Genomic DNA, 461 nt, shown 5'->3' on the forward strand with positions numbered 1-461 from the left:
GACATATGGCAGAATGAAAGCAATTTTTTCAGAGCTATAGGGTTGATTCAGGGATTAGCATTTGTAGAGTGTTTTTCATTAACCAACAGTAAAGTAAGCATATTTGTCCCTGAGAGCAATGAAGAATCTATATCTTTTCATGCTGAAGTGTTGGCTTGCCTTCAAGCACAACAGATTAAAAAGCTGGCACTAAGCCATTATCAGATAACGAACGAATTACCATTTAATGTGACGGCGTCTGATGATGGTTGGTCAACCCGAGCCATCGTATTGAGCGAAAAAATGAATAATATAATCATCCCTCAATTAAGAGATAAAGGTTGGCAATGTCTAAATTTTGGAGATCCAGAAAAGGATGGTGAATATATTACTGTAGAAGCAGAAAAAAATGGTAGACGTATAAAAATCGCCTTAGTTTACAACTTCGCAATTTCTTCAGAAGTGTATGATAAATTTAATGG

1 protein-coding gene is annotated in these 461 nt (G+C 35.8%); it reads left to right on the forward strand.

The window, feature by feature from the left end; genetic code table 11:
* Positions 1 to 461, forward strand: a 461-nt coding sequence (locus JHD74_RS26065) for a hypothetical protein (protein WP_199063917.1), incomplete at both ends; no start/stop codon positions are given.

This window comes from Serratia sp. ASV30, assembly GCF_016428815.1.
GTDB classification, from domain to species: Bacteria; Pseudomonadota; Gammaproteobacteria; order Enterobacterales; family Enterobacteriaceae; genus Chania; species Chania fonticola_C.